The following is a 19,941-nucleotide window of genomic DNA, read 5'->3' on the forward strand; positions in this document are numbered from 1 at the left end:
GCTGCAGAAGACTCGCCGTTTCCGGACATGTCGCGATGGGGCCGGCGGGCCCCGGTTGGCCTGAAGCCTGCATGGGCTGGCGCTCTCTACAATCCCCCACTCTCCAGGAGAATCTGCATGCAAGTCACCGCTTCCAACTTCAAGGCCTATGACATCCGCGGCATCGTCGGCAAGACCATCGACGAAGCCTTCGCGGAACACCTGGGCCGCGCCTTCGGCAGCGAGGCGGTGAAGGCGGGCGAGAAGGCGGTCGCCGTCGGGCGCGACGGGCGCCTGTCGGGGCCGGGGCTGGTGGCGGCGCTGATCCGCGGCCTCGCGTCGACCGGCCTCGACGTCGTCGACCTGGGCGCGGTGACGACCCCGATGCTCTACTACGTGGCCGCCACGCGCGGCAAGCACGGCTGCAACAGCGGCATCCAGGTCACCGGCAGCCACAACCCGAAGGACTACAACGGCTTCAAGATGGTGCTGGCCGGGCGCGCGATCTACGGCGACGAGATCCAGGCGCTGCGCATCCGCATGGAATCCGAGAACTACACGACGGCCACGGGCCGCACCGGCGCGATGGACGTGCTGGCCGAATACCGCGCCCGCATCGTCGGCGACTGCAAGCTGGCCCGCAGGATGAAGATCGTGGTCGACTCGGGCAACGGCATCCCCGGCGCCTCCGCTCCGGGCATCCTGCGCGCGCTGGGTTGCGACGTGACCGAGCTGTACTCCGAGGTCGACGGCGACTTCCCGAACCACCACCCGGACCCGAGCAAGCCCGAGAACCTGGCCGACCTGATCCGCACCGTGAAGGAGACCGATGCCGAGCTCGGCCTCGCGTTCGACGGCGACGGCGACCGCCTGGGCGTGGTCACCAAGGACGGCAGCATCATCTACCCGGACCGCCAGCTGATGCTGTTCGCCACCGACGTGCTGACGCGCAACCGGGGCGGCACCATCATCTTCGACGTCAAGTGCACCCAGCGCCTGGCACCCGCGATCCGTGCTGCCGGCGGCAAGCCGCTGATGTGGAAGACCGGCCACTCGCTCGTGAAGGCGAAGATGAAGGAGCTGAAGGCGCCGCTGGCCGGCGAGATGAGCGGCCACATCTTCTTCGGCGAGCGCTGGTACGGCTTCGACGACGCCACCTACACGGCGGCGCGCCTGCTGGAGATCCTGTCGCGCGGCAAGAACCCGAGCAAGGTGCTCAACGAGTTGCCCACCAGCTTCAGCACGCCCGAGCTGAACGTGCCGTGCGCCGAGGGCGAGCCGAAGGTGGTGGTGCAGAAGCTGCTGGACGAGGCGAAGTTCCCCGGCGCCAAGGAGATCATCACGATCGACGGCCTGCGCGCCGAATACGACGACGGCTTCGGGCTGATCCGCTCGTCCAACACGACGCCGGTGCTGGTGCTGCGTTTCGAGGGCCACACCGAAGAAGCGCTGCACCGCATCGAGCGCGACTTCATGGCGGCGCTGCGCGTGGCCAAGCCCGACGCGAAGATCGCTGCCGCCGCGCACTGAACGCGCTGCCTTCGTGCGTGTCCTGATCGTCAAGCTGTCGTCGTTGGGCGACGTGGTGCACGCGATGCCCGTCGTCCACGACATCCGCGCGGTCTACCGCAATGCGCAGGTCGACTGGGTGGTCGAGCCGGGATTCGCGCCGCTGGTGCGGCGCGTCCACGGTATCGATGGCGTGATCGAGTGCGCGCAGCGGCGCTGGCGCCGCGCCTGGTGGACGCGCGCGGTGCGCGCCGAGTGGCGCACGTTCCGCGAGCAGCTCGGGCGCCACCGCTACGACGCGGTGCTCGACCTGCAGGGCCTGACGAAATCGGCGCTGGTGGCGCGGCTGGCCGACGGCCCGAGCTTCGGCCTGGGCAACCGCACCGACGGGTCGGGCTTCGAGTGGCCGGCGCGCTGGCTGATCGACCAGCCGATCGCGATGGAGCCGCACGTGCATGCGCTGGACCGCTYGCGCAAGCTCGCGGGCCTGGCGCTGAACTACACCGTGCAGGGCGCGCCGCAGTTCGGGCTGCGCGCCGACGTGGTGCCGCTGCCCTTGCCGACGCTGGTGTTCGTGCACGGCAGCTCGCGCGACGACAAGCTCTGGCCCGAGAACCACTGGATCGATTTCGGCAAGCGCTGCATCTCGTCGGGCTACCGCATCGCGCTGCCGCATGCCGGCGCGGCCGAGCTGGCGCGCGCGCAGCGGCTGCAGCAGGCGCTGGGCGCGAACGCCGAGGTGTGGCCGGCGATGTCGCTCGACGCGCTGGTCGACCGCATGGCGGCCACGCAGGGCGTGATCGGCGTCGACAGCGGGCTCAGCCACATCGCGGTGGCGCTGGGGCTGCCGCACGTGCAGCTGTACAACTTCGCGACCGCATGGCGCACCGGCCCGCAGATCGCGCATGGGCACCGGCACCAGGTGTCGGTGGAGCGCGCGCCGACGCCCGAGGTCGACCTGGTGTGGGCCACCTGGCAGGTCGTGCGGACCGCAGCGCGTGGATGACGTCGTGAGACAGTCCCAGGGCACGTGGCGGCAATGGTTGGCGCGGCAGGCCTACTCGGGCCTGCTGCGCTCGCTGAAGCCGGTCTACCTGGTGCGGCTGTGGCTGCGCGGGCGTGCCGAGCCGCTGTACCGGCACCGTGTCCGCGAGCGGCTGGGCGACTACCGCGGCGAGCGCTGGTCGGGCGACGTCTGGGTGCATGCGGTGTCGCTGGGCGAGACGCGGGCGGCATCGGCATTGATCGACACGCTGCGCGCCGAGCGGCCGGGCCTGCGGCTGCTGCTGACGCACGGCACGGCCACCGGGCGCGAGGCCGGGCAGGCGCTGCTGCGCGACGGCGACGTGCAGGCCTGGCTGCCCTACGACACGCCGGGCGTGGTACAGCGCTTCTTCGAGCAGTTCAGGCCGCGGGTCGGCGTGCTGATGGAGACCGAGATCTGGCCCAACCTGTTGCGCCGGGCGCAGGGCACGGGCGTGCCGATGGTGCTGGCGAACGCGCGGCTGAGCGAGAAGAGCCAGCGCCAGGGGCAGCGCCTGGCGGCGGTGCTGAAGCCGGCGGTCGAGGCGATCACGCTGGTGCTGGCGCAGACCGAGGCCGATGCGCAGCGCCTGCGCGCGTCGGGCGCGCGCGACGTGGTGGTCTGCGGCAACCTCAAGTTCGACATGGCGCTCGACCCGGCGCTGCTGGCGCGCGGGCAGGCGTGGCGCCACGCGCTGGCGCGGCCGGTGCTGCTGGCGGCGGTGATGCGCGAGGGCGAGGAGGCGATGCTGCTGGCCGAGTGGGCGAAGCGTCCGGCCGCCGACCGGCCGCTGCTGGTGATCGTGCCGCGCCATCCGCAGCGCTTCGACGAGGTCGCGGCGCTGGTGCAGGGGGCCGGGCTGTCGCTCGCGCGGCGCAGCAGCTGGGGCGACACGCTGCCGGACGAGGCCTTGCGGGCCGACGTGTGGCTGGGCGACTCGATGCGCGAGATGCCGCTGTACTACGCGGCGGCCGACGTCGCGCTGCTCGGCGGCAGCTTTGCCCCGCTGGGGGGGCAGAACCTGATCGAGGCCGCGGCTTGCGGCTGCCCGGTCGTGATGGGGCCGCACACCTTCAACTTCGCGCAGGCGGCCGAGCTGTCGCTGGCGGCCGGCGCGGCGCTGCGGGTGGCGGACATGGCCGAGGGGGTCGAGACGGCGTGCACGCTGCTGGGCAGCCCGCAGCGCGAGCAGCGCGCCGCGCAGGCGCGGGCCTTCGCGGCGGCGCATCGCGGCGCGGCGGCGCGCATGGCGCAGCATCTCCTCAAGTGGTTGCCGGCCTGACGCCAACGCCCCGCTCGCCCTGAGCGATGTAGCCCGGATGCCAAGCCGGGACGAAGCAAGCGCAGCGAAGCGACCCATCAAGCAACGCGCCGGGATCCGGCTTTGCCGGGCCCAGGCGTGGCGCCCCTCGGGGGCAGGAGGAGCGCAGCGACGACTGGGGGGCCAACATCCTCATCGGATATTCGTCCAATGGCCCGAATCCTCCCGCGAGACGACAGTCTGGGCTCCGACAACTCACTGACCCACCGGAGAACATCATGAACTTCATCAAGCTGGCCACCCTCGGCCTCACCGCCTCCATCGTTTCCGCCTCGGCCGCAGCCGCCACGCCGGCCGCGCCGGACACCGCCAAGCCCAGCGTCGTGATCGTCCACGGCGCCTTCGCCGACGGCTCCGACTTCGCCAAGGTCATCCCGCTGCTGCAGGCCAAGGGCGTGCACGTGGTGTCGGTGCAGAACCCGCTGACCTCGCTGGCCGACGACGTGGCCGCCGCGAAGCGTGCCATCGAAGCGCAGCCCGGCAAGGTGGTGCTGGTCGGCCATTCGTGGGGCGGCATGGTCATCACCGAAGCCGGCGACAACCCCAAGGTCTCGGGCCTGGTCTACGTCGCCGCCTTCGCGCCCGATGCCGGCCAGTCGGTCGGCGACGTCGGCAAAGGCTTCGCGCCCGGTGCCGGCCTGGCCCACCTGGTGGCCGATGCGTCCGGCTTCCTGTCGCTGACGCAGGAAGGCATGAGCAAGCATTTCGCGCAGGACCTGCCGGCCGCCGCCACCGCGGTGATGACCGCCACGCAAGGACCGATCTTCTCGAAGGCCTTCGAGCAGAAGGTGTCGGTCGCCGCGTGGAAGCAGAAGCCGTCGTGGTACCTGGTGGCCGACGCCGACCACATGATCGTGCCCGAGCAGCAGCGCGCGATGGCCAAGGCGATCAACGCCAAGGTCAGCAGCGTGAACAGCAGCCACGTGCCGCAGCAGTCGCAGCCGGCCAAGGTGGCCGCGGTGATCCTCGACGCGGTGCAGGCCGCCAGGTAAGCGCGGCATGATGGGCGGTGCGCGCTGCCGCCGGCCGTGCGCACCGCCCGTTGCCATTGTCGAGTCCGTCCATGTCGCTGCCGTCTCCCTCCTCCCAGGTCCAGGTCTTCGATGCCGTCAAGGCACTCGCCTTCGTCGGCGACCTCAGCATGGGCCAGCCGATCGACCACTCCGCCCGCACCGCGTGGATCGCCGCGCAGCTGGCGGCCGCGCTCGGCTGCGAGGCCGAGGTCTGCTCCAACGCCGCCTACGTGTCGCTGCTGCGCTGGTCCGGCTGCACCGCGAACGCGCCGGAGTTCTCCGAGCTGATGGGCGACGACGTCGGCGGCCGCGAGGCCATGCTCGCCGCCGGCCTGCCGGCCCACCTGACCGGCTCGATCGCCCCGCTCGCGCAGATCCACTGCGAGGTCTCCGGCGACGTCGCCCGCACGCTGGGCATGCCGGCCGCCGTCGAGCTGCCGCTGCGCCGCATCTTCGAACACCTCGACGGCAGCGGCACGCCCAACGGCCTGCGCGCGCCCGACATCCCGATCGAGGTGCTGCTCGTCAACGCCGCCAGCGACCTCGAGATCTTCAGCCGCGTCTACGACCTGCAGCGCGCGCTCAGCTACCTGGCCGCACGCGCGGGCAAGCACTACCCGGTGGAACTGGTCGACGCCGCGCGGCGCCATGCCGCCGACTGGCTGCACACGCTGGAGCAAACCCCGGCCTGCGTCGACGACGCACCCGCGGCCACCGGCGGCAGCACCTCGCTGGAGCTGGTCGCCGACGTGATCGACCTGAAGCTGCCCTGGCTCACCGGCTTCTCGCGCCGCGTCGCCGACGTGGCCGCCGCCTGCGCTGCGCGCCTGGGCCTGCCGGCCCCCGCGCAGCAGCGGCTGTACCGCGCGGCACTGATCCACGGCATGGGACGCGCGGCGGTGCCGAACGCGATCTGGAACCAGCCCGGCCCGCCCAGCGAGGCCGCGATGGAGCGCCTGCGCCTGGTGCCTTACTGGACGGCGCGCGCCGCGCGGCGCATCGGCAGCCTGGCCGGCGAGGCCGAGCTCGCGTCGTATGCCGACGAACGGCTCGACGGCTCGGGCTTCTTCCGCAATGCATCGGGCGTCGCGATCGGCCTCGAGGCGCGCGTGCTGGCCGCGGCCACGCACGGCGTGATGCTGCAGACCGAGCGGCCGGGGCGGGCAGCGCTGTCGCTGCCCGACGCGATGCGCGAACTGCAGCGCGGTGCCGAGCGCGGCTGCTTCGATCCGGCCGTGGTCGCCGCGATGGGGGATGGTCCGGTCGCCGCATCCCGCGACGCCGAGACTCCCACGCAGCTCACCGGCCGCGAGATCGAGGTGCTGCGCCGCATCAGCCACGGCGAGAGCAACAAGGAGGCGGCGCGCACGCTGGGCATCAGCCCGAGCACCGTGCGCGCCCACCTGGAGAACATCTTCCGCAAGCTCGAGTGCACCACGCGGGCCGCGGCCACGCTGAAGGCGTTGACCACCGGCCTGCTGTGAAGGCCCTCAGAACCGCCGGCGCAACTGCTGTGCGACGGCCTTCGCCGCCTGCGCCTGCGCCGGCGGCAGGCTGCCCAGCAAGCCGCCGTTGACGATCTCGACCACCAGCCCGCCGGCGGTGCCGCGCACGCGGCCGATCACCTGGCCGTTGCCGCTGACCGTCACCGTGCCGCTGCCGCCGTTCGGCAGGCCTTGCCCGCCGAAGTCCAGCTCGAAGAAGCCGTCCAGCACGTAGCTGACCCCGCCGCGCGTGAAGCTCAGCTGCGCGTACTCCTGGCGCGTCAGCTGCGGCAGCTGCTGCGGCGACGTGCCGGTCATCACCGTCTTCAGCAGCGCGTTGCCGCCGGTGAAGGTCGCGACCGCCTGGCTCGCCACGTCGGTCACCGTCAACCCGTTGGCCGGGATGTAGCGCAGCTGGCTGGTCTCGGTGTTGCCGACCAGGCTGCCGTCCAGCTCGACCTTGGCATTGCCCTGCACGCGGCTGGTCTTCTCGGCGCCGTTGATGTCGGTCGCGGTGACGCGGAAATCCGTCGTCGTCGACTGGCCGGAGCCGGCGCGGTGCGCCAGGTCGGCGAAGGTGTAGGCGAGGCTGCTGCCGCCGTCGTAGGTCGACAGCGATTCGGTCTGGCAGCCGCTGAACTGCGCGGCCAGCGTGTGCGTGCCGGTGGGCAGCGTCGTGCCCGCGGCCGGAGCGGCCGCGCCATCGAGCTTGAGCGTCGCCGTGCCGCCGGCACACACCGCCCCCAGCGCCAGCACCTTGAAGTCGTCGTCGGCGAACTGCAGCGGCGCGCCCGCGCCCTCGAGGCCCGGAGCCCAGGTCATCATCAGCGCCAGCAGCTTGGCCTGCTGGTCTTCGCTGGCCTGGCCGACCGTCAGCGTCGCGGCCGCGCTGGTCACGCTGCCCTTGGCATTCTTGACGACCACGCGGAACTGCGCGCCGTCATCGGCCGCGGTCACGCCGGCGAGCGTCAGCACCGGGCCGGTCGCGCCGGCCACGTCGGCGCCGTTGCGCTGCCACTGGTACGACAGCGGGTCGCTGCCCACCGCTTCCACCGCAAAGGCCGCGGTGCCGCCGACGTTGACGACGATGCCCTGCGGCTGGGTCGTGATCACCGGCGCCGATTGCGCCGGCACCACCGTCAGCGTCGCCGCGCTGCTCTGCACCTTGCCGCCGGCGTTGCCGACCTCGACGCTGAACTGCGCGCCGTTGTCGGCATCGGCCGCCGTGAACGCGTACCCGGCCTGCGTGGCGCCGGCGATGGCCTGGCCGTTGCGCTTCCACTGGTAGCTGAACGGCGCACTGCCCTTGGCGGCCACCGAGAAGGCCGCGGTCTCGCCGCTGTTCACCGTGCGGTCCTGCGGCTGCGCCAGCAGCGTCGGCGGGATCGGCGTCGCGCTGACGGTGAGCGTCGCGGTCAGGCTGGTGATGGTGCCGGCGGCGTTGGTCGCGCGCAGGCTGTAGACGGCGCCGTTGTCGGCCAGCGTCGCTTCGGTGATCCACAGCCAGGCGTCGGTGGCACCGGCGATCGGCTCGCCGTTGCGCAGCCACTGCAGCGTCATCGGCTGCGTGCCTTCGACGGTCGCCGAGAACCAGGCCGTCTCGCCGATCGCGATGGTCTGGCTGCGCGGGTTGCCCATCATCTTCGGTGCCAGCTTGTTGCCGCTGGTGGCGGGCTCGAGCACCATGCATTCGGTCATCGCGCCGTTCTCGCCTTGCATCGTCACCTCGTGGATGGCGGTGACGAGCTTGTCGGTGGCCGCCCACACGCCGGTGGTCGAGTCCTTGCGCACCTGGATCACGAAGTGGCCGGTGCTGTCGGTGATGGCGGTGTTGCGGCCCGAGTAGTCGACGCCGCTGCTGCTGACGATCACGTTGGCGGCCGGCTTGCCGTCGGCGGTCTGCACGCAGCCTTCCAGCTCCACCGTCTCGGCGATCCGGTCGGCGTTCCAGTAGCTGAAGTGCGTGACCGTGCCCTCGTAGTACTGGTTCGCGCCGCTGCCGGTCAGCGTGGCGCTGCCTTCCTGCACCCAGCGCGCGCTGGCCTCGTCGAAGTGCCACAGCGGCAGCGTCGCCGGCGGGTTCGGCGAGCGCGTCGACAGCGGGATGCGCAGCGTCGCGCTCTTGCCGGGGGCCAGGTTCAGGCGCTTGCCGGCGGCGTCGCGCAGGTCGACCTTGACGGCGCCGAAGCTCTCGATCGAGCGCACGTTGCCGTCCTGCAGCGTCGTGTAGCCGCCGGGCATGCGCTCGGGGTCGCGCGCCGGGTCGACGCTGGTGACGCTGACCGACACGGTGCCGGTCGCGGCGGCGCCGGTGGCGGCGTCGACCAGGCCGGCGGCCGGCAGGCTGACCTGCGCGGTGCCGGCGGCATTGCCGATGGTGGCGGCGCTGGCGGCGTCGAAGGCCTGCGGCGCGGCCAGCTTGAGCAGGCGCACGCGGATGTCGGCAGTGCTGCCGGAAGCCAGCTTGACGACGGCGGCGTTCGGGCCGTGCTGCGCGGCCTCGACCTGCACCGCCAGCCGCTCGGACGCGGCCAGGCCGTTCAGCGTGAAGCTGCCGTCGGCCGCGGTCTGCGTGCTGGCGCTGCCGGCGCTGACGGTGGCACCGGCCAGCGGGGTGTCGCTGTCCATGTCGACGACGTGGCCGGTGACGCTGGCGCTGGCAGGGGGCGTGTTGCTGCCCGAATCGCCGCCGCCGCAGGCGACGAGGGCCAGGCTGCCGATCAAGGCAGCCAGCCAATGGGTGAAGGGTTTCTTCATGGGTGTCTCTGGTTTGAAGGTGAATCCGGGGATCGTTTCAACAGGCTCAGCGTTGTCCCGCGGCGCGCGGTGCCAGGCCTTTCAAGTGCAGGTACAGCGCCTGCACGTCGGTGTCGTTCATCGCCTGCAGCGACGCGAACGGCATCACCTGGCTGACGGCGCTGCCGTCCGGCCGCCGGCCGCTGCGCAGCATCGCGGCGAAGGCCTCGGCGTCCGGGTAGTGCGCCATCGCGCTGCCCTGGCCCGGCGTCAGGTTGGCCGCGGCCGGCCACTCGGGCGGCGCGCCGGGGATCCGGCCGCCCGACAGGCCGGCGCCATGGCAGCCGATGCAGGCATTGGCGACATAGCCACCGTGCGCCGCGGTGGCCGCTTCCGGAATCGGCTGCGACGACGGCAGCGCATGGTCGATGGTCTCGGCCGCGTCGTGGATCATCCCGGCGGCGTACAGCGCCTTCACCGGCAGCGGGAACTCGATCACCGCCGGCCCGCCGTCCGCGGCCGGCATCTGCTTCACGTACGCGATCAGCGCGCCCAGGTCGGCGTCGGTGAGCCGGTTGTAGTCCTCGCTCGGCATCACGATGGCCGGCCGGCCATCGGGCTTGACGCCGTGGCGCACGGTGCGCACCCAGTCCTGCACCGTGTAGCGCTCGGTCGCGCCGCCGGGCCGCGGCGTGATGTCGGGTGCGCGCACCCGCATGCCCTTGCCGTCGTTGACGACGTCCTTGCCGGCGCCGTCGGCGCCATGGCATTCGGTGCAGCCGCGCGACAGGTAGAGGTACCTGCCGCGCGCCAGCGCCGCCGCGTCCGACGGCAGCGCGACCGCGTCGACCTGCAGCGCGATGCGCCGCTGCATCTTGCGCTCGCCCATCTGCGCGCCCAGCACCAGCGCGCCGGCCAGCGCCGCCACCAGCCCCGTCAGCGCGAAGGCGCCGCGTTTGAGCCACTTGTTCATGTCGGTGCTCCCGGTCAGGCGATGGCGGGCGCGAGCTTGTCCCAGGCCTGCGCGTCGAGGTGGGGGCGGATGTGCGCGATGACGCCGGCGAAGGCCTCGGGCGGCATGCCTTGCTTCGCGTCGTTCAGCATCCCGGCGCGCTCGACCGGCGCCATGGCCGGCACGATCCAGCGCACGCTTTCCAGCCGCTCCAGCGGCGTCAGCGACTGCAGCAGTGCAGCGTGGACGGCGTGCAGCTCGTCGTCGCTGTACAGCGCCCACAGCGCCGCGTTGTTGGCGGTCTCCTCGACGTGCATGTGCTGGAAGTTCTCGGCGACGAACAGCGCCAGGTGCCGGTACAGGCGCAGCGCCAGCGGCATGCGCAGCGGCGCCGCGGCCCGCTGCAGCGCGGCGACGTCGGCACGCAGCGCGGCGATGGCCTCGTGATGGCCTGCGTGCTCGTCGGCCGTGCGTTGCGCGCCGCCGGGCCGGCGGGCCTCGATCGCGGCATGCACGAAGTCGTTCTCGTGCTCGATGTGGGCCAGGCAGAAGTCGAGCAGGTCATCGACCTGCACCAGCGTGCGCTGCAGGTCCGCCGCGTCGAACACGTCGACCTGGCCGGCGCGCAGCAGCGTCTCGGCCATGAAGCTGCGCAGCCCCTTGTGGATCGGGGCGTACAGGTCGTAGCGGGGCGGGGTGTGGGCGGTGTCGAGGGCTGTCATGGGGCGATGGCTCGGGGTGTTGCGGGGAGGTTCGCAGTGTTCCGGCGCCGGCCGCCGGCCACATCGCCCGAAGGAGCCAGCGTGCGGGTCAGCGAGGAGCCAACCCTTTTGGGGGGGCCGTCACCGTCACCAGCTGCAGCAGCGTGCCGCCGTGGTTGACGACGTGGTGCTCCGCCCCAGGCGGCACGATCAGCGTGCACGGCGCCTGGAAGCGTTGCGGTCCGTCCGGCAGCAGCAGCTTGCCGCTGCCCTGCAGCGCCAGGATCGCGAGTTCGCCGTCGTGGCAGCGCGTGGCGGTGCGGCCGCCCGGCTCCAGCTGTTGCAGCCAGGCCTCGAAGCCGGACAGGCCCTGGGCGGCACCGGCGACGCAGATGCGGTGGTCGCGGCTGCCGGGCGGGTCGTGGGGCAGGGCGCTGTGGCGGATGACGAGCATGCCGCGATGCTGCGGGCCCGGGCGGTGGGCCCGCATCGGCCGAAAGAGCCATTGACGGCGGCCGGGCGGGCCATCCCCCTGTTCGCTGGGGGTCGCGGCCACGCCGGCGCGGGTGCGCTTCGGCAGAATCCCGCCATGTCGCCCGCCACCGCTTCGCACGCCTTCGCGCTGGCCAAGATCCAGCCGCCGCGCCCGCGGACCAGCCTGGTCGAGCGGCCGGTGCTCGAGCAGGCGCTCGGCGCAGCGTTGCGCCAGCAGCGCCTGACACTGTTGCTGGCACCGGCCGGCTACGGCAAGACCTCGGCGCTGGCACGGCAGATCCGCCAGTTGCCGCCCGGCACCGCGCTCGCGTGGGTGACAGCCGACGAGGACGACCAGCTGCCGCGCTTCCTGGCCTGCCTGGGCAGTGCACTGGAGCCGCACGACCTGCCGTGGCGCGTGGCACCCGATGCGCTGGCCACGCTGGCCACGGGCGAGCGCGGCCTGCGCGCGGTGGCCGACGAGCTGGTCAACGCCCTCGCCGGGGCCGAGGCGGCGCGCGGCCTGCTCGTGCTGGACGATGCGCACCGGCTGACCGATCCGCAGGTGTTCGAGCTGATGCAGCTGCTGGTCGAGCGGCTGCCGCAGCAGTGGGGCGTGGCGATGGCAAGCCGGCTCGAGCCGCCGCTGGCGCTGGGCCGCTGGCGCGCAGCCGGCGAGCTGAGCGAGTTCCGCCAGTACGAGCTGCGCTTCAGCGAGGCCGAGGTGGCGGCGCTGCTGGCGAGCGCCGGCCTGCCCGGCGGCGACACGGTGGTGCGCGAGCTGCTGGAGCGTACCGACGGCTGGGCCGCCGGGCTGCGGCTGAACCTGTCGGCGCGCCCCGAGGCGGCCGGCACGCGGGCCGGTGCGCTGACGCAGCGCCACCTGTTCGACTACCTGGCCGCCGAGGTGCTGGACCAGATGCCCGCCGACCTGCGCGGCTTCCTGCTGCGTTGCGCGGTGCTGCCCGAGCTGACGGCGGCGCGCTGCGCGCAGCTCAGCGGCGAACCGCAGGCGGCGCGGCTGCTGGCCGAGGTGGAGCGGCGCGGCCTGTTCGCCAGCGTGCTCGACGCCGACGAGCTGACGCTGCGGCTGCACGACCTGTTCCGCGACTTCCTTGAAGACCGGCTGCAGCGCGAGCATGCCGGCGAGCTGCCGGCGCTGCTGCGCCGCGCCGCCGAGGGCGAGGACGACCTGCCGCGCGCGGTGGGCTACCTGGCGCGCGCGGGGGCGTGGGACGAGGCGGCGCAGGCGGTGGCCGGGCGCGGCGTCGAGCTGCTGTCGGCGGGCGGCGGGCCGAGCCTCGCGCAGATGCTGGCGCTGATTCCGCCGGCCGAGTTCGCGCGCCGGCCCGAGCTGCACTTCCTGCGCGGCCTGAGCTGTTTCCCGACCTTCGCGTTCGACACCCTGCTGGCCGAGATGCAGCAGGCCGAGGCCGGCTTCCATGCCGCCGGGCGCGCTGCCGAGGCCTGGCGGGCGCGCGCCTTCGCCTGTGTCGCGATGGAGAACATGGGGCAGGCCGAGGTCGCCGCGCGCGAGCTGCCCAAGCTGCTGGCGCTGCCGCTGGACGACGGCACGCGCGCCTTCGTCTGCTTCGGCGCGGCCTGGGCGGCGTATGCGCAGGCGCGAGCCGGCGACGTCGCGCCGTGGTTCGCGCAGATGCTGCAGGCGCTGGAGCGCGTGCCGCAGCTGCCGGTGTGGGACCCGTGCTTCTTCCACAGCCTGATGGTCGGCATGCCGGGCATGAACCCGCTGCTCGAGCGCTTCGGCGAACGCGCGACGGCGCTGTTCGGCGACACGCCGACGCAGCTGCGTGCCGGCGTGCTGCATGCGCGCGTCTGGCTCGCGTTCTCGGCCGGCCGGCTCGACGAGGCCGAGCACTGGATGGCGCGTGCCGATGAAGACTGCCGCTGGCTCGGCCGGCCGCGCAGCGTGCTGACCGAGAACCTGATGGTGCACACGCTGGTCGACGCGGTGTGCGGGCGGCGCGAGGCCTCGTATGCGGCGGCGCTGGAGTGCCGGCACGACATGGTCGAGCACGGCTCGTCGCCGAACCGGCTGACGCACGAGTACGAGGTGCTCTTCACGCACAGCCGGGCCGCCTGGATCCTGCAGGACGAGGCGACGCTGCGCGAGCTGGACGCGCGGCTGGCGCGGGTGGCGAACCCGCACGAATGGGCGGCGGCCGAGGCCGCCCGTCGCTTCAGCCGGGCCTTCGTCGCGATGGTCGACGGGCGCTGGCGCGATGCGCAGGCACTGTTGAGTTCACTGGTGACGCCGCACGAGAGCTCGTGCTTCTTCCCGGCCGGCCAGGCGCGCGTGCTGCTGGCCGACGTGACGCTGCGGCTGGGCGAAATGGATGCGGCGGCGGCGCTGCTGCGCGAAGGTTTTGCGCAGGCGATGGAAGGCGGCTCGGTCGGCGGGGCCCTGCTGTGCGGCTGGCCGGTGCTGCAGCGCCTGCGCGACACGCGCTGGGGCGACCGGCTCTCGGCGGACGAGAAGGCGCTGCTCGGGCGGCTGGCGGCGACGCTGGCGCCGCGCGAGGATCCGGCGGTGCGCGCTGCCCGGCCCGGGGGCGCGGCGGCGCGTGCAATGCCGGACAACGAGGACGTGGTGTCGGGCGCCGGCCTGGAAGGCCTCAGCGAACGTGAACGCGAGGTGCTGGCCCGCATGGCCGCGGGCGACAGCAACAAGCTGATCGCGCGCACCTTCGACCTGAGCCCGCACACCGTGAAGCGGCATGTCGCCAACATCCTCGGCAAGTTGGGCGTCGAGACCCGCGGCCAGGCTGCGGCGCGCTGGCGTTCCGGGTAGGCAAGGCCGGTCGCGCTGCGGCACCCACCCTTCGACACGGGCCCTCGACAAGCTCGGTCCCTGCTCAGGGCGAACGGCCGTCTTTTCCGTCCGCCCTGCGCTTGTCGAAGCCCTCGCCATCATTCGATGGCGACCTTCCCGTCCTTGACGATGCGCGCGAAGCGCTCGGTCTCGCCGGCGATCTGCGAGGCCATCTGCGCCGCGCTGCTGCCGATCGGTTCGGCGCCGATCTCGTCCATGCGCTTGCGGAACTCCGGCGACTGGATCACCTTCACCATCTCCGCGTTCAGGCGCGCGACGATGTCCTTCGGCGTCGCGGCCGGCGCGAGCACGCCGAACCAGGTGCCGATGTCGACGCCCTTCACGCCGGCCTCGGCGAGCGTGGGCACGTCCGGCAGCGCGGACGAGCGCCTGCCCGTCGTGACGGCCAGCGCGCGCAGCTTGCCGCCCTTGATGTGCTGCAGCACCGGCGTGACGGTGTCGAACGACATCGTGATCTGGCCGCCCAGCAGGTCGGTGGCGAGCGGGCCGCTGCCCTTGTACGGGACGTGGACCAGCTCGGTGCCGGTGAGAGCCTGGAACTGCGTGCCGACCAGGTGCTGGGCCGTGCCGTTGCCGTTCGAGCCGTAGCTGAGCTTGCCGGGCTGCGCCTTCRCCAGCGCAACGAGCTCGGCCACGTTCTTCACCGGYGTCGCCGCATTGACCACCAGCACGTTGGGCACCAGCGCAACCAGCGTGACCGGTGCGAAATCCTTCTGGAAGTCGTACGGCAGCTTCTTGTAGACGCTGGTCGCGATGGTGTGGTGCACCGCGCCGACCAGCAGCGTGTAGCCATCCGGCCTGGCCTTGGCCACGTAGTCGGCCCCGAGCGTCGCGCCGGCCCCGGGCTTGTTCTCGACGATCACCGCCTGGCCGAGCGCGAGCGACAGCTTGTCGCCCAGCGCGCGGGCCAGCACGTCGGTGGTGCCGCCCGGCGGAAACGGCACGACCAGGCTGACCGGCTTGCCCGGCCAGGCGTCGGCGGCGAGGGCGCTGCCGGCCGACAGCGTGGCGGCGAGGGCGCAGGCGAGCGGGGTGTGAAGGCTCATGCGAAGGCTCATGCGTGTCTCCGGGTCGTTGTGGGTGTCGTGGTCGATGTCGTGGTGGGGCGCGTCAGGCGGCGAGCTGCGCGCAGACCGCCCGCGTGACCTCGGCCGTCGTCGCCGTGCCGCCCAGGTCGCGGGTGTGCAGCGCCGGGTTGGAGGTCACCTGTTCGATGGCCCGCATCACGCGCGCCGCGGCTTCGGTCTCGCCCAGGTGCTCCAGCATCATCACGACCGACCAGAAGGTGCCGACCGGGTTGGCCAGCCCCTGGCCCATGATGTCGAAGGCCGAGCCGTGGATCGGCTCGAACATCGACGGGTAGCGGTGCTCCGGATCGATGTTGCCGGTCGGCGCGATGCCCAGGCTGCCGGCCAGCGCCGCGGCCAGGTCGCTCAGGATGTCGGCATGCAGGTTGGTCGCGACGAGCGTGTCGAGGCTGGCCGGGCGGTTCACCATGCGCGCGGTGGCCGCGTCGACCAGCTCCTTGTCCCAGCGCACGTCGGGGAACTCCTTCGAGACCTGCAGCGCGATCTCGTCCCACATCACCATCGCATGCCGCTGCGCATTGCTCTTGGTGATCACCGTCAGCAGCTTGCGCGGCCGCGACTGCGCCAGCTTGAAGGCGAAGCGCATGATGCGTTCGACGCCGGCGCGGGTCATCATCGACACGTCGGTGGCCGCCTCGATCGGGTGGCCCTGGTGCACGCGGCCGCCGACGCCCGCGTACTCGCCCTCCGAGTTCTCGCGCACGATGACCCAGTTCAGGTCGTCCGCCGTGCAGCGCTTGAGCGGGCCGTCGATGCCCGGCAGGATGCGCGTCGGCCGCACGTTGGCGTACTGGTCGAAGCCCTGGCAGATCTTCAGGCGCAGGCCCCACAGCGTGATGTGGTCGGGGATGTGCGGGTCGCCGGCCGAACCGAACAGGATCGCGTCCTTGTCGCGCAGCGCGTCCAGCCCGTCGTCCGGCATCATCGTGCCGTGCTCGCGGTAGTGGTCGCCGCCCCAGCCGAAGTTCTCGAACTCGAAGCGGAAGTCGCTGCCCGACGCGGCGAGTGCCGCCAGCACCTGCTGGCCGGCCGGAACCACCTCCTTGCCGATGCCGTCTCCGGGGATGGTTGCGATGCGGTAGGTCTTCATGGCGTTGTCCGGTGGGTTGTCGATGGGGCGACTGTAGAAACTGGACCTGCCCCCGTTGCGCCGCTAAAGTGAATCCATCGTTAACCTGAGGTGAACAATCGATGGGTCCCATCCAGCCTGCCGACCTCGGCTTCTTCTCGGCATTGGCCGGTGCCGGCAGCCTGAGCGCGGCGGCGCGCGAGCTCGGCATCACGACGCCGGCCGTCAGCAAGCACCTGGCGCAGATGGAGGCACGCGTCGGGCTGTCGCTGGTCAACCGCACGACGCGGCGCATGAGCCTGACGCCCGAGGGCGAGGTCTACCTGCAGCATGCGCGGCGCATCCTCGGCGAGATCGACGAGATGGGGCAGCTGCTGGGCGTCTCGAAGGCCACTCCGAAGGGGCTGCTGCGCGTCAACGCGACGCTCGGCTTCGGGCGCATGCACGTGGCGCCGCTGATCTCTCGCTTCGTGCGCAAGCATCCCGAGGTCGAGGTGCAGCTGCAGCTGTCGGTGAACCCGCCGCCGCTCACCGACGACGCCTTCGACGTCTGCATCCGCTTCGGCGCGCCGCCGGACGCGCGCGTGATCGCGCGGCACATCGCGCCGAACCGGCGGCTGCTGTGCGCCGCGCCGGCCTACCTGGCGCGACATGGCATCCCGAAGGTGCCGCAGGACCTGGCCGGGCACAACTGCATCGGCATCCGCCAGGGCGAAGAGGCCTATGGCACCTGGCGCCTGGCCGGAGGCCGCGGTCGCCATGCGACGGTGCAGGCCATCAAGACGCGCGGCAACCTGGCCACCAACGACGGCGAGATCGCCGTCAACTGGGCGCTCGACGGCCACGGCATCGTGATGCGCGCCGAATGGGACATCGAGCGCTACCTGAAGAACGGCCGGCTGGTGCAGGTGCTGCCGCAGTACGGCACGCCGGACGCCGACATCCACGCGGTCTACCCGCAGCGGCACCAGCTGTCGGCGCGGGTGCGGGCCTTCGTCGACTTCCTGGCGCTGTCGTTCGCGCAGCGCTGATCAGGCCGGGTGGGTGCCGCGCGCGTCGCGCCATTGCGCGGCCGCCTGGCCGCGCGTCTCGGCGCCGAGCTTGTCGAGGATGTTGGCCACGTGCCGCTTCACGGTGTGCGGGCTCAGGTCGAAGGCGCGTGCGATCAGCTTGTTGCTGTCGCCGGCGGCGATGCGCTCGAGCACCTCGCATTCGCGGGCGCTGAGGCCGGGGAAGCTGCTGGTCGCGCCTGCTGCCGGTGCGGCCGCCGATGCGGGGAGGATTGGCACGGCCGGCGCAAGCGGCTGCCGGTGGCCGCGCAACTGCTCGGCACGGTCCAGCCAGTGCGCGAGCGCCGCCTGCGTCGCCGGTGCCAGCACCAGCCCGCCGTGCGCCAGCGTGGCCAGCGCCCGCGGCCCGCACAGCAGGGCCGAGCCGATCCAGCCATCGGCCCGGCAGCGTTGCGCCGCCGCCTCGACCAGCGGCGCAGCCTCGGCGGGGCGGCCCAGCCGCACCAGCGCCGCCGCGCAGCGCAGCCGGCCTTCGGTCAGCAGGCCGTACCACTCCAGCGCGTCCGGCGCCTGCAGCGCGGCGTGCCAGCATTCGCACACCTGCGGCCAGCGTTCGGCCAGCTCGGCCGAGAAGGCCGGCAGCGCCAGTTCGCGCGCGCGCTGCGCGATGCGCTGCGACAGCACCAGGTCGGGCGCGCCCAGCGCCTTCGCCAGTTCGCGGGCGCGCTCGCCGTCGTCGGCGATCATCGCCAGCCGCAGCGCCTGGAACTGCATGTTGCGGCGCAGCTTCTCGCGGCGCGCGCTCGGCGGTTCCTGGTCGGGGTCGGCCAGCAGGTGGGCTGCCGCCGCACGCGTGGCGGCCTGGTCGCCGCGCAGCGCATGCAGCATGCCGCGCGCCAGCGCCAGCATCGTGCAGACGTTGCGCGGCTGGCCGAGCCAGCGGGATTCCTCTTCGGCACGTTCCAGGCGCTCGGCGGCGCTGGCCGCGTCGCCGTGCCACAGCGCGATCAGCCCGTAAAGCAGCCACGAGATCGCGCTCATCGCGGTCGGGTGATCCGGAGCCAGGCGCAGTGCGCGCTCGACGAACACCGCCAGCGCCGGCCCGGCACCGGGCAGCGTGACGTCGCGCGGGTTGGGCGTCGCCTGGTACCACAGGCCGACGTCCTGGCAATCGGCCAGCAGCGCGTTGCGCCGCACCATGAAGCCCGCCGCCGGCTCGACCGGGCCGTAGTCGCCGGCATGCCACAGGCTCGCGGTCAGCGTCGTCACCTCGGCCTCCAGCGGCAGCGGCTGGGCGCGCAGCCCGGCCAGCAGTGCAGCGGCCTCGTCGCGCTTGTCGACCTGGCACAGGCTCAGCGCGACATAGGCGCGTGCAAGCTGGGCCTGCGCGGGCTCGCGCTGCTGTTCGGCGATGCGCAGCGCCTGCTGGAAGTGCTCGGCCATCGCGAGGAACTCCCAGCGCGCCCACGCCGCCAGCCCCTGCAGCACCGTCAACGGCGACGAGCGCTCGCGCCATGCCGCGGGAAACTGCTCGAGCAGCCGCTGCGTCTGCGTCAGCAACCCGTCGGTCAGCCAGCCGCGGCCGACGGCCAGCAGCGCGGTCTCGGCCGCCGCCCAGTCGCCGGCGCGCTGCAAATACCCGATGCGGCGCGCGTCATCGGGTTCGGTCGCCGCGGCGCGCTGCAGCAGGCCGGCCAGCGCGTCGGGCGACTCCTGGCGCAGCCGGTCTTCGAGGAAGTCGCGGAACAGGTCGTGCAGGCGCAGCGTCAGCTGCGGGCCGTCGAGCACGGTGACGAACAGGCCGCGGCGCTCGATCTCCTCGAGCCAGCCGGCGGCCTGCGGGTCGCCGGTCAGCGCGGCACAGCGCGCGGGTTCCAGCTCGGCCAGCACCGAGGTGTGCAGCAGGAAGCGGCGCAACTCGCCGGGCATGTCGGCCAGCACCTCGCTCGCGAGGTAGTCGAACAGGTGGCGCTGGCTGCGCAGGGCCGGCAGCGCGCTGCGGGTGGCGGCATCCAGGCTCAGCCGGATGCCGGCCGGCCAGCCCTGCATGCGCTCGATCAGCGGCTGCACGGCGGCGGGCTCGGCGCCGCGCCGGCTGGCCAGCGCCTGCACCTCGTCCGCCTCGAAGCCCAGGTCGGGCTGGCGCAGCTCGACGAGTTCACCCTGGGCCCGCAGCCGGGCCAGCGACAGCGGCGGGTCGGTGCGGCTCGCGAGCAGCAGCGTCCACGGCGCCGGCAGGTGCTCGAGCAGCAGGTCGAGCAGCTCGAAGATGCGCGCGTCGGCGATGCGGTGCGCATCGTCCAGCACGATCAGGCCGCGCCGCAGGTCGGCGCCGCCGAGCGCGCTCAGCAGCTCGTCGGCGATGCGGCGCAGGCCGCGCGGCTGCTGCTCCAGCGTGGCCAGCGCCTGCGGCGAGATGCGCCACGGCAGGTCGTGCGGCTCCATCGCGGCGACCAGGCAGGCGATGAAGCGCGCCAGGTCGTCGTCATCGTCGGCTGAGATCCACGCGAGCGCGGTGTCGCCGGCCTGCTCGATCGACGCCAGCAGCTGGCCCATCAACGCGGTCTTGCCGAAGCCTGCCGGCGCGCTGAGCAGCATCAGCCGCGCCTGGCCGACCGCCGAGGCCAGCGGCCCTTCGAGCCGCGGACGTGCCAGGTGCTCGCCGCGCGGGCGCGGGGGCTGGATCTTGGTCAGCGCGAAGGGCAGGGCGTGCATGGGCGAATCCCG

14 protein-coding genes are annotated in these 19,941 nt (G+C 72.7%); 7 read left to right on the plus strand and 7 right to left on the minus strand.

Going from position 1 to position 19,941, the window contains the following annotated elements; all coding sequences use genetic code 11:
• Nucleotides 1-117 precede the first annotated feature (117 nt).
• The 5 genes from AC1DYN_RS04930 to AC1DYN_RS04950 all read left to right on the plus strand — a co-directional run bounded on the left by AC1DYN_RS04930 (nucleotide 118) and on the right by AC1DYN_RS04950 (nucleotide 6,330).
• A complete protein-coding gene (locus AC1DYN_RS04930) occupies nucleotides 118-1,509 on the plus strand; it encodes a phosphomannomutase/phosphoglucomutase (protein ID WP_477957993.1) in 1,392 nt (463 codons plus the stop codon).
• 13 nt (nucleotides 1,510-1,522) lie between these two features.
• The gene (gene waaC, locus AC1DYN_RS04935) at nucleotides 1,523-2,494 is read left to right on the plus strand and encodes a lipopolysaccharide heptosyltransferase I (protein ID WP_477957994.1); all 972 of its coding nucleotides are present in this window, start codon (nucleotides 1,523-1,525) and stop codon (nucleotides 2,492-2,494) included.
• Between the two features lie 4 nt (nucleotides 2,495-2,498).
• Nucleotides 2,499-3,794 (plus strand): 3-deoxy-D-manno-octulosonic acid transferase, encoded by a 1,296-nt coding sequence (locus tag AC1DYN_RS04940; protein WP_477957995.1) that lies wholly within the window; start codon nucleotides 2,499-2,501, stop codon nucleotides 3,792-3,794.
• Between the two features lie 257 nt (nucleotides 3,795-4,051).
• Nucleotides 4,052-4,825, plus strand: a complete 774-nt coding sequence (locus AC1DYN_RS04945) for an alpha/beta fold hydrolase (protein ID WP_477957996.1) — start codon at nucleotides 4,052-4,054, stop codon at nucleotides 4,823-4,825.
• A 71-nt stretch (nucleotides 4,826-4,896) separates the two neighbouring features.
• Complete coding sequence (locus AC1DYN_RS04950; protein ID WP_477957997.1) at nucleotides 4,897-6,330, plus strand: HD domain-containing phosphohydrolase; 1,434 nt, start codon at nucleotides 4,897-4,899, stop codon at nucleotides 6,328-6,330.
• 6 nt (nucleotides 6,331-6,336) lie between these two features.
• Here AC1DYN_RS04950 and AC1DYN_RS04955 read toward each other — a convergent pair whose 3' ends face one another.
• The 4 genes from AC1DYN_RS04955 to AC1DYN_RS04970 all read right to left on the minus strand — a co-directional run bounded on the left by AC1DYN_RS04955 (nucleotide 6,337) and on the right by AC1DYN_RS04970 (nucleotide 11,173).
• Nucleotides 6,337-9,087, minus strand: coding sequence for a carboxypeptidase regulatory-like domain-containing protein (locus AC1DYN_RS04955; RefSeq protein WP_477957998.1), 2,751 nt, complete (start codon nucleotides 9,085-9,087; stop codon nucleotides 6,337-6,339).
• Between the two features lie 46 nt (nucleotides 9,088-9,133).
• A complete protein-coding gene (locus tag AC1DYN_RS04960) occupies nucleotides 9,134-10,039 on the minus strand; it encodes a c-type cytochrome (protein ID WP_477957999.1) in 906 nt (301 codons plus the stop codon).
• A gap of 14 nt (nucleotides 10,040-10,053) precedes the next feature.
• Nucleotides 10,054-10,740 (minus strand): hemerythrin domain-containing protein, encoded by a 687-nt coding sequence (locus tag AC1DYN_RS04965; protein ID WP_477958000.1) that lies wholly within the window; start codon nucleotides 10,738-10,740, stop codon nucleotides 10,054-10,056.
• Nucleotides 10,741-10,828: 88 nt separating this feature from the next.
• The gene (locus tag AC1DYN_RS04970) at nucleotides 10,829-11,173 is read right to left on the minus strand and encodes a cupin domain-containing protein (RefSeq protein ID WP_477958001.1); all 345 of its coding nucleotides are present in this window, start codon (nucleotides 11,171-11,173) and stop codon (nucleotides 10,829-10,831) included.
• 135 nt (nucleotides 11,174-11,308) lie between these two features.
• Between AC1DYN_RS04970 and AC1DYN_RS04975 the strand changes: the two genes are divergently transcribed.
• Nucleotides 11,309-14,005, plus strand: a complete 2,697-nt coding sequence (locus AC1DYN_RS04975; protein WP_477958002.1) for a winged helix-turn-helix domain-containing protein — start codon at nucleotides 11,309-11,311, stop codon at nucleotides 14,003-14,005.
• Nucleotides 14,006-14,124: 119 nt separating this feature from the next.
• Here the strand turns inward: AC1DYN_RS04975 and AC1DYN_RS04980 are convergent, their stop codons facing one another.
• Together AC1DYN_RS04980 and AC1DYN_RS04985 are read right to left on the minus strand one after the other, a co-directional pair.
• A complete protein-coding gene (locus tag AC1DYN_RS04980; protein WP_477958003.1) occupies nucleotides 14,125-15,093 on the minus strand; it encodes a Bug family tripartite tricarboxylate transporter substrate binding protein in 969 nt (322 codons plus the stop codon).
• Between the two features lie 64 nt (nucleotides 15,094-15,157).
• The gene (locus tag AC1DYN_RS04985; protein WP_477958004.1) at nucleotides 15,158-16,225 is read right to left on the minus strand and encodes a tartrate dehydrogenase; all 1,068 of its coding nucleotides are present in this window, start codon (nucleotides 16,223-16,225) and stop codon (nucleotides 15,158-15,160) included.
• 101 nt (nucleotides 16,226-16,326) lie between these two features.
• On the opposite strand from AC1DYN_RS04985, the gene AC1DYN_RS04990 reads away from it, so the two are divergent.
• Entirely contained in the window at nucleotides 16,327-17,235 is a 909-nt protein-coding gene (locus AC1DYN_RS04990; RefSeq protein ID WP_477958005.1) for a LysR substrate-binding domain-containing protein, read from the plus strand.
• On the opposite strand, the gene AC1DYN_RS04995 is transcribed toward AC1DYN_RS04990, so the two are convergent.
• Nucleotides 17,236-19,929, minus strand: coding sequence for a winged helix-turn-helix domain-containing protein (locus AC1DYN_RS04995; protein WP_477958006.1), 2,694 nt, complete (start codon nucleotides 19,927-19,929; stop codon nucleotides 17,236-17,238).
• Between the last annotated feature and the right edge of the window lie 12 nt (nucleotides 19,930-19,941).

The organism is Rhizobacter sp. P2_D12 (assembly GCF_056404395.1).

Bases quoted from the DNA above. Each gene is read 5' to 3' on its own strand.
- AC1DYN_RS04975 (WP_477958002.1), top strand. From the start codon at position 11,309: ATGTCGCCCGCCACCGCTTCGCACGCCTTCGCGCTGGCCAAGATCCAG.
- AC1DYN_RS04960 (WP_477957999.1), bottom strand. From the start codon at position 10,039: ATGAACAAGTGGCTCAAACGCGGCGCCTTCGCGCTGACGGGGCTGGTG.
- AC1DYN_RS04955 (WP_477957998.1), bottom strand. From the start codon at position 9,087: ATGAAGAAACCCTTCACCCATTGGCTGGCTGCCTTGATCGGCAGCCTG.
- AC1DYN_RS04970 (WP_477958001.1), bottom strand. From the start codon at position 11,173: ATGCTCGTCATCCGCCACAGCGCCCTGCCCCACGACCCGCCCGGCAGC.
- AC1DYN_RS04985 (WP_477958004.1), bottom strand. From the start codon at position 16,225: ATGAAGACCTACCGCATCGCAACCATCCCCGGAGACGGCATCGGCAAG.
- AC1DYN_RS04930 (WP_477957993.1), top strand. From the start codon at position 118: ATGCAAGTCACCGCTTCCAACTTCAAGGCCTATGACATCCGCGGCATC.
- AC1DYN_RS04990 (WP_477958005.1), top strand. From the start codon at position 16,327: ATGGGTCCCATCCAGCCTGCCGACCTCGGCTTCTTCTCGGCATTGGCC.
- AC1DYN_RS04945 (WP_477957996.1), top strand. From the start codon at position 4,052: ATGAACTTCATCAAGCTGGCCACCCTCGGCCTCACCGCCTCCATCGTT.
- AC1DYN_RS04995 (WP_477958006.1), bottom strand. From the start codon at position 19,929: ATGCACGCCCTGCCCTTCGCGCTGACCAAGATCCAGCCCCCGCGCCCG.
- AC1DYN_RS04950 (WP_477957997.1), top strand. From the start codon at position 4,897: ATGTCGCTGCCGTCTCCCTCCTCCCAGGTCCAGGTCTTCGATGCCGTC.
- AC1DYN_RS04965 (WP_477958000.1), bottom strand. From the start codon at position 10,740: ATGACAGCCCTCGACACCGCCCACACCCCGCCCCGCTACGACCTGTAC.